This is a genomic window from Chromohalobacter sp. HP20-39, assembly GCF_033052815.1.
Lineage (GTDB): Bacteria > Pseudomonadota > Gammaproteobacteria > Pseudomonadales > Halomonadaceae > Chromohalobacter.
Genome location: NZ_JAWHTP010000523.1, coordinates 1 through 286 on the forward strand (window position 1 = coordinate 1; position 286 = coordinate 286).

At 57.3% G+C, this 286-nt stretch carries 1 pseudogene; it reads left to right on the forward strand.

Going from position 1 to position 286, the window contains the following annotated elements:
• Nucleotides 1–48 precede the first annotated feature (48 nt).
• Nucleotides 49–286 (forward strand): annotated as a pseudogene (locus RVY79_RS19045) (hypothetical protein); the annotation flags it as partial.

A 286-nucleotide genomic window follows, 5' to 3' on the forward strand; every position in this document is an offset into this window, starting at 1 on the left:
TCCTATCCGCGATATGGCGGCCGGGGCATTACGGTCTGTGAGCGCTGGATGACTTACGAGGGATTTCTAGCGGACATGGGCCATCCGCCAGCCGGCACAACGCTAGATAGGATCGACAACTCGCTGGGTTACTCGCCCGAAAACTGCCGTTGGGCAACCTGGACGCAGCAACAGCGCAACAAGCGTAGCAATGTGTTTATCACCCACGCTGGCGAGACTCTCTGTATTGCTGAATGGGCTGAGAAATCCGGCATCACGTCCTCGACTTTGCGTAAGCGACTCCGAG